The following is an 8,016-nucleotide window of genomic DNA, read 5'->3' as shown; positions in this document are numbered from 1 at the left end:
ATATTCAATATACATTTAGAATTTCTAAATTCGTTTATAATTTCTAAATTCATTATACGTTCAATCCTGCCCTTTTTTCAAGATATCGACTCGAAATTTACAAAAGAATTTGTACAAATTTGTACAATGGTTTACGTTGCTTTACGTTATTGTACACCAAAACCCCTTAGTATTAAGCCTTTCTTACCTTCATATATTCCTCAATATACTAAGCTTACCAATATCTTATTGACTTCCTTTTTTTATAACACCGAGAAACGCATTCTGACACAATTATCTTTTGATTTACGTATCATTACATTACTAATCATCTTCTAACGCACTATCGTTTGTTGTCCCTACGGGCTTTTCTTCCCTAGCCATTAATAAACGTTGCCTCGATCACTATCGTTTTGTTTTCTTTATTATTTATTCTTTATAACCTGATGCTATGATATGATAATAATAGGGCGAGGGGATTCACTCCCCCTCTATGTACTTTATCTGTATCTATTTATTTTGGCGTTTAATCCCTTAGATTAAGCGTCCTTTTTTCGTTTTCCCCTATATAGTTCTTACTCTGCGTATTGTGGTATTTACTACCGCACTTCACTTCGTTTCGTTTGCTGAACCCTTTCCGTTCCGTGCGTTTTCCACTACGTTCCAAACCCCCGAATACTCAAGTGTCTACATCCTCCAACATTCTAATTAACGTTTTCATCTATATTTCATTTTATAATCTTTTAAAATCACTTGACGGTTTTAAACGCCCTTTGACATGGTGAAGCGGGGATTGTAGAAACGGCTGATGGCATAGTTATCCCCTAGTTTTCAAAGTTAAAAATAACTAAGAAAGCTAGAAAGGATAAGTACTATACATGGCTTGCGTTATGCAGTGTCCGTATGCGTAGCCCTATTCACTCAATGACTTTCATCATATACACCCTTTAACAATGGCTTGTCCCTTGCATATCGTCCCACAATGACAAACTGAATGTATTCCCTGTAGCCGTAACTACAACGATAACCACCCGAACCGTTTAGACTTCATGTCTAGGTCGTTCCCACCTCCCCGCAACGAATGAATAGGAATCCATTACGGGGTGCTGTTCTTGTAGACGCATACTAAGTACCTCTCGCACGACCAACAGCAAGCCACACCGTAACACGTTCCCTCTATATAGAAGCACGGAATTACGGCTTATCAGTTTTTATTAACGTGGTTTCAGGCAATTCCACGTTGAACGGAACAACAAAAAAGACGCTATCTCAATAACCTGTTTTCCGCTACAAGTTAAAGAGATAACGCCTTTTGTATGCCTGTTATACGATATTCCGTAATGTTACCAGTTGAAATATCCTTTAAACAAATGTACAATGGGTGTATCAAGTTAGTCTTGTGTTGTGACAAGGCTAACACTTTAACTCGTGGGTCGAAACACGAGTTATTAGAAAGTCAGTCTCGTTAAGAGGGTCGAAACTCTTAACATATGGGACTGGCTTTTTTATTTCCGATTCATTAAGTTGTCTTTATTGTATCGCCAAAATTCCCTATAAATCAAGGAAAATCGTGTTTTCATCTGATAGATTAATTTCGTTCGACTCTTAAAATACCACACATTAATTTTAAGCCCTCTAACGTCTGTTATAAGCGTTTTAATAGATTACGAATACAAATGTATAGATAAACAGAATAACAACGCATACAGTGCAATCTGATGCGTTGTTTTCATGCTATAACGTTATTGAGTCAGCCAATCCTTGTACGCTGCCAATGCCAAGACTCTGTCCTCGCCATTTTCTGCATTTAACACTTCCAACGCTAACATGTCTTCCTGCGTCACCTTCGGTACACTCATTTCCGTATCTAGTTCCATGCTAACAAGTTCCTGTCTTGTATCAAACACGGATACTACGCCTTCTACAAGTTCCGTTAACAATGACCCGTCGTTTATCTCAAACATAGTTGTCATTTCGTGGATTCCTTTTAAATCGACTACATATGTAGGTCTTGAACCAAACGATAACAAGCGTTTATTTTCTCCTGAAATATGTGGGGCAATGTTACATGCCTTCCCCGACACTTCTAATAGTTCCATAACATCTTTTAAACAGTACCAACTTGTGTCCTCTACAAGTGCCACACGCACCCAATTCACACCGTTTACGTGTTGTATTAAGATGCTTGCTAGTTTATCTGCTTTGTGCATTTTTTGAATTGCCATGACGAATACCTCCGAAAGTGTTTTTTATTCTTTACACTTTCTGTTCGTCCGTTTCGATCGATATCGTGGCATGTATTTTAAAATTAATCTTCTTCAATCTCGTATCTATCAAGGAAATCATTTAACGCAAGAGACAATATGTCCGATTTATTAAGCTTCATCTTGCCCGCAAAGGCGTCTAGCCTGTCCCCTATCGCTTTGTTAATTACTACCGTCTTACGGGTCATATCTTCGTTAGGAAGCTTGATAATACGCTTGTGGATTCGTTCCTTGTGCGTTTCTTCAGCTTGTTCATTTAAATACTGATTTGCAATCTCTTTCAACGCTAAAATTTGTTCTGATGTGAATTGAATTTCACCTTCTATATTACTTTTAGGTGAATCAATATTACTCACTTGTGAAGTTTTTTGTTTTTTTGTTATTACTTTAGGATTATCATTATGCGTCTTTGGGTTCACACCTCGATTACCTTTGGGTGGAACGTAATCAAATATAGATTTATCAAGGTATTGTTCTGATTCCTCGTCCCCGTCCCACGCCTTAGACGAGTTGCTATACTCAAATCCCAGCTTCTTCATACCTTCTCGAAAACGCTTGTCAGCAAGGTTTAATTCTTTCGCTAGTGCTGCCGCCTTTGTGCCGTTATTAAGCTTATCAAGAACTTCTCTTATTTTCAAAGTAATACACCCTTTCACATATAGTCATATCCGAAATTACTCTTATATGAAATTGTATCATTAAATTATTATCATTAGTAATTCATTTATTATTAATTTTCATAACAAATTCATATCCAGTAATCATAAAGTAATACAAGACGCATACTAACTTCCTTCTCAAAGGCGATGTTTTTCTTGTTATAAAATTTTATTTAACGTTTACTGATCGTGGGGACGGATTCCCGCCTTCGGCTGAAATTTATATTGTGTATACTTTGCACCCCCTACAACGGTCAACTAATCCCCCCGTCCCGCCGTTACCCCATGTCTTCCGTTATTCGTTTAAAGCTACATATATATTTTGTTTGTAAAGTTCCAATGAAAATGTCGACTTGTAGAAGATGCGATAAAATAAACTATTTCTTGAAGATTGATATTCAAAATAAATTCAAATAAATGAAATAGTAAAAGGTTTTGAATAAAGGTTTAATATACTTAAAACATTATTAAATTAATATGAACGAATGATAAGTATATAACTATTGTTGTTGTTCCATCATCAAGACATATCAAACGTATGTAATAGTATTCGTTAGTAGTGGTTACGTGGTAGGGACACGGGATGGGATATAGCTATTGAGGTACGAAGCCCAACGCCATAACGTATTGCTTACACGTTAATGGATAGTAACGGATAGCAATAGGTAGTAATGGTATACAGGTGTAGTCGTCCTGCCGTGCCATGCCGTGCGGTAGTATTCGTCCACGACAAATAGCCCTGCCGTTTAAGACAGGGGATTACAAACGATGTACGGCGTGTTAAATGAGTAGCCCCGTTTGAAGTGTCCCCGCCCTTTGAAACAGTAGTCCCCCAACAAACTGAAGTTAGTCTCGTGTTTGCTACATGAAACTAATCAACCTTTGCGAAGACATGGCGGGGCTTCGTGTCTCCGCCCCCTTAAATACTACTCTCATACTCTTTTACTTTCTTATAGAACGTCGCCTTCTTCATGTCCACCTTGTCCATAAATTCAACGGCTTTAATCTTTCCGTCTTTCCATTCTTTGTATAGCTTGTCCCACGCTTTAGGTAGTTCCATAACAGGGCGTCCCAAGTGCTTGCCTTTAGATTTCGCAACGTCGATTCCCTCTCTTTGTCGTTGGCGAATCGTCTCTCTTTCTTGTTGTGCAATCGACGTATAAACTTCAATGATAATGTTATTAATCATATCTATAACCCATTCTTGACCTGCGGGAACGTCCTGCATCGTCGTAGGTAAATCAATAATCTTAACGCGGATTCCTTCTTTCTTGAAGTATTCCAAGTAGTCCTTGATTTGTTGTTTGTTACGCCCTAAACGGTCAATAGATTTAATGTAAAGAGTATCGCCCCCACGCATCGCTTTAAGCATGTTTTGGAAACCCTCGCGTTCCATATCTTTACCGCTTGCCTTATCGCTGTATATGTACTTCTCGTCCGTTACATAAGATTGTAAAGCCGTGAATTGTCTGTCTAAATTCTGTTCCTTAGTTGATACACGAATATAACCGAAATCGATTCCCATAATTAAAACCACCGTTCATTTATTTGATAGTCTTAATATACAACAACCGTCTATAAAGGTCAATTGTTTAATAGACGTCTATAAAGGTTTATTTCCATTAATTAATGAACTCTTTAAAGATTGTTTCCTAACCGTCTACAAACGTGTACCTTTTTAGACTACTGTTTCATTTTCACAATGCGTTTTAGAATAATCATTCGTGATTGCTTACAAATCCAGTAATGGTGCGGATTCCTTCGGCTTCGCTACTCAAATATGAAAATGAAATCTGTTACGTGTTTAGGGCGTTTCATGGACATTTAACACACCTGTTTTAACGTGCCTATCGTCCCCGTAGCGACGCCCAAATTATTACGATATATTAAACTTCGTATATACAAAAAAAGAGAGGAACAACCGCTATATGCCGTCATTCCTCGTGTGTATCTTATTAAATTAAACCAGCCGTTTCTGCACGTTCAAGGTGTGCCAAACGTTCTAGTTTAGCTTCATGTTGTTGCTTTTGTATGTGTGCTTCATTGGCCGCCTGTGCTTTCGCTTCCAAGTCCGCTAGTCTCTTCATCTTTGCTTCAAGTTCCGCCGCTTGTTGCTTCTCTTCGCGACGTGATGTAGATTCGCCGTACGCTTGACTTAACATCAATGGATTAACGCCTTGTACCGTTTCCCCTGCTTGCTGCTTCTTTCGTGCTTCTAGTTGTTGTACCGCCACTGTCTTTTCTGCTGACGTAAGCCCGTTGTTATAACCAATGGATAGTAATTCGATTGCTGATAATCTGTTATTCATAGTTTTGCTTCCCCCTGATTAATATGCTTTTCGCATGTAGTTTTGTTCATATTGTCTAGTCGGATAAGATAATGTACCGTCATACGCCGTACCAATTTCTTGTGGTGTAACATATGGAGAATAACGATTATCTCCGCTAACTAATGGATACGGATAAGCGATCGTTGTCGTTATATCCACTGGATTTTGACCAATGTATTTCATAATTTCATCGTAAGAACTCACGTCTGCAAACGTATCGTCCGCTAGTTCCTTTAATGCAATAATCTTCTTCAAGTATTCCACTTTCGCACGCTTAATCTCACTTGCAAGACCCTCTTGTCGGTCTTTGCCAGATTTCAGAACCACAAGTCTTTCACGTAACAGGTCGTCCCTCATTGATTTTAATTCTGATAAAAACGCATCATTACGTTGTTTTAATTCCGTATCAACGGTAACTTTCTCCGCTACCCGTTCATTTAATGTCTCTTGAAGACTCTCATTACCCGACGCAATTTCACTTTGTAAATAAGCTATTTCATCGTTTAACTGCATAAGACGTATATGAAGCTTATTGCGTTCCGCTGCCGTCTTTTGTACGACGCTTTCGGCTTGTGCTAATACTGGTTTATTAGTTGTTGTCATAGTTATTACTACCCCTTTAATAATTCATCAAGGTCGGCAAATAATTCGGCTGATACGCCGTCCCGTACGATATTGATTTGTTGTTTTGCTTGAACCTCTGAAACTTCTTTGAGTTGTCCAGTCGCTTTGAGATACAATTCGACCCATTTTGGTGACTTCCCCGCCATCGCATTTTTAGCAAGTGTCTCCATAACCGCTTCGTTTGCATCTTCAATAAGACGTCTTCGCAATTCCTTCTCCAGTTCTACCCATTCTGGACGTTGACGCCAATAGTAAATGGTCCGGCGGTCTAGGTTCATGTCTTTAGCAATAGCCGTAACACTCTCGCCCGCCCTTTGGCGTTCAAATACCTGCGTTAAGAGTTCTAATTGTTGTGGTGTTAATTTACGTTGCTTCAATTAACAACGCCCCCTTTGTGGTCTACAAATGCGTTTATTACATAAATCTCTTCAACGGAATAACCAAGCCCCGCTAAACCTTTCCATAAACGAACATTCATTAAGTCCGTCATTGGTGTAAATCCGCTTTCTACTTTCTTTAATGTTGAATGACCGATAAGCATGATATCCGCTAATTGGGAAGACGTGACACCTTTGATTTTTCGTAGAATACCGATTGTTTTGTGGTTCAACATAATTGCGATTTTCAATTCTTTTTGTTCCATGACATAACCCCCATTTTTATATGTTTGTATCTGAATTTGATTTTGTTAAAAGGAAAAGGGGCAAGCGTGATGTAGGATTCACGCCTGCCCAAAGGTAGGAAGAATTTGATAGCAATAGCAGTAACACTATCGGAAATGATTGGCATTAGAAGGGAAAAAACCCGTACAACTTTTCCCTATTATGTATGTTAACTAAGCGACCTTTTTACAAGAAAAAAAAGAAACTTTTTGCACTATTTGAGAAAATACTTACATAAAAAAAGAACCTCACGAACAGATCGCGAGGTAACGAGGAAAGTATAAATATAACAACAAGTGAGGGAAAAACGTCCTGTATTTTGTAGTTTGTTGAAACTAGAAAAAGATTTATAGGAATGGTTATGCCGAAGGCTACGAGAACGAAGTTCGAGTATATGTTTTAATTCTTCTTCAACGAGATATCGTTAGACCTATCCATTAAAGATTATTAAAGCTAATCGCTTTAACGATTTTTATAACGCTTATTATCGTTCGTTAACAACTCTCTCTAATAGATGCGTTAACCAAAGCGGTTTTTCACAAGAAAATAAATATTACAATTTTGTTACAAATGATTTTATGTACGTTCAACCCCGCCGTTACAGGGTTCTTAACTACATGCGGATATTATAATATATCTTGTTGACAAAAATAACCAATCTAGCGATATTTAACAATCACAAATTATAGGACACTCCTGTTTGTGATGCCCTCCCCTATAAAACACTGATTCTATGCGGTATAAATCACATTATCAATCACACGTCACAAAGGACAGTGTTTCATATCAAAATGAACACAATTCAGCATTCTTGGGAGATAATTCTTATAAAGGTATCAAAATTTGAGTTATCTGGTACATATATAATATACAACCAGGTTACAACTACTGTTCTTTTTTGCGTTATGCTAGCGAAGTTTATTCCTCCAGCATTTACCGTTTTATGACAAAAAATATTGTTAACTTTTTTTAAAATAAGGTTAAATTCGTTGACGATTTTTTTGAAAAGCACTTTATTGACATGAGTTTTAGAATGTTGTTTCATAGGTATTGTATTGAAAAAAACCGACGGTCATGTCGAAAAGTAAAAGTTAAAAAAAGAAAGAATCTATACATATATCTTGTGTCTTATTTTGAAACGTAATACAATATTTAGAGAAATCAAGAAACAACACAGAATCAATACAACATGTAATAAACTCTCTTACTCTAAATTATTAGTAAATTAGTATGCCGGTCGTGCAAGTTGATTGCTAGTATCGGGAGATAAGAGAATTACAAAAAAGCCTTTCGTATTGGCGTACGAAAAGCTTCATAGAAAGTTGGTGAGAACATGAAACCACATCAAGTAATAACAGCGTTATGTGCTGTTTTAATGGTAATTTTTACCGTGATGTTCGGCGTGTTAAACCTTATTAATTAGTCTCACCCATGTTTTATTGTAAGCATCATAAGTGTTCTAGCACTTAAGGTGCTTTTTTTCTTTGTTAAGTAATGT

At 37.4% G+C, this 8,016-nt stretch carries 7 protein-coding genes; all 7 read right to left on the bottom strand.

The features are described 5' to 3' along the window. Nucleotides 1-1,721 precede the first annotated feature (1,721 nt). Nucleotides 1,722-2,204, bottom strand: coding sequence for a hypothetical protein (locus tag V7038_RS17290; RefSeq protein WP_335471084.1), 483 nt, complete (start codon nucleotides 2,202-2,204; stop codon nucleotides 1,722-1,724). Between the two features lie 83 nt (nucleotides 2,205-2,287). Then, nucleotides 2,288-2,881, bottom strand: a complete 594-nt coding sequence (locus V7038_RS17285; protein WP_335471081.1) for a hypothetical protein — start codon at nucleotides 2,879-2,881, stop codon at nucleotides 2,288-2,290. A gap of 940 nt (nucleotides 2,882-3,821) precedes the next feature. Next, nucleotides 3,822-4,427, bottom strand: a complete 606-nt coding sequence (locus V7038_RS17280; protein WP_335471078.1) for a recombinase family protein — start codon at nucleotides 4,425-4,427, stop codon at nucleotides 3,822-3,824. A gap of 430 nt (nucleotides 4,428-4,857) precedes the next feature. Then, the gene (locus V7038_RS17275; protein ID WP_335471075.1) at nucleotides 4,858-5,211 is read right to left on the bottom strand and encodes a hypothetical protein; all 354 of its coding nucleotides are present in this window, start codon (nucleotides 5,209-5,211) and stop codon (nucleotides 4,858-4,860) included. A gap of 18 nt (nucleotides 5,212-5,229) precedes the next feature. Continuing rightward, the gene (locus V7038_RS17270) at nucleotides 5,230-5,835 is read right to left on the bottom strand and encodes a hypothetical protein (protein WP_335471072.1); all 606 of its coding nucleotides are present in this window, start codon (nucleotides 5,833-5,835) and stop codon (nucleotides 5,230-5,232) included. Nucleotides 5,836-5,843: 8 nt separating this feature from the next. Next, nucleotides 5,844-6,233: a phBC6A51 family helix-turn-helix protein gene (locus V7038_RS17265; protein WP_335471069.1), complete on the bottom strand. Its 390-nt coding sequence runs from the start codon at nucleotides 6,231-6,233 to the stop codon at nucleotides 5,844-5,846. Continuing rightward, nucleotides 6,230-6,499 (bottom strand): helix-turn-helix domain-containing protein, encoded by a 270-nt coding sequence (locus V7038_RS17260; RefSeq protein WP_335471066.1) that lies wholly within the window; start codon nucleotides 6,497-6,499, stop codon nucleotides 6,230-6,232. The genes V7038_RS17265 and V7038_RS17260 overlap by 4 nt, the downstream gene beginning before the upstream one ends. Between the last annotated feature and the right edge of the window lie 1,517 nt (nucleotides 6,500-8,016).

The organism is Bacillus sp. JJ783 (assembly GCF_036963225.1).
In the GTDB taxonomy this organism is placed as follows: domain Bacteria; phylum Bacillota; class Bacilli; order Bacillales; family Bacillaceae_G; genus Bacillus_A; species Bacillus_A cereus_U.
Note: the sequence above shows the minus strand (reverse complement) of the source record. Positions and strands in the feature narration are given on the sequence as shown.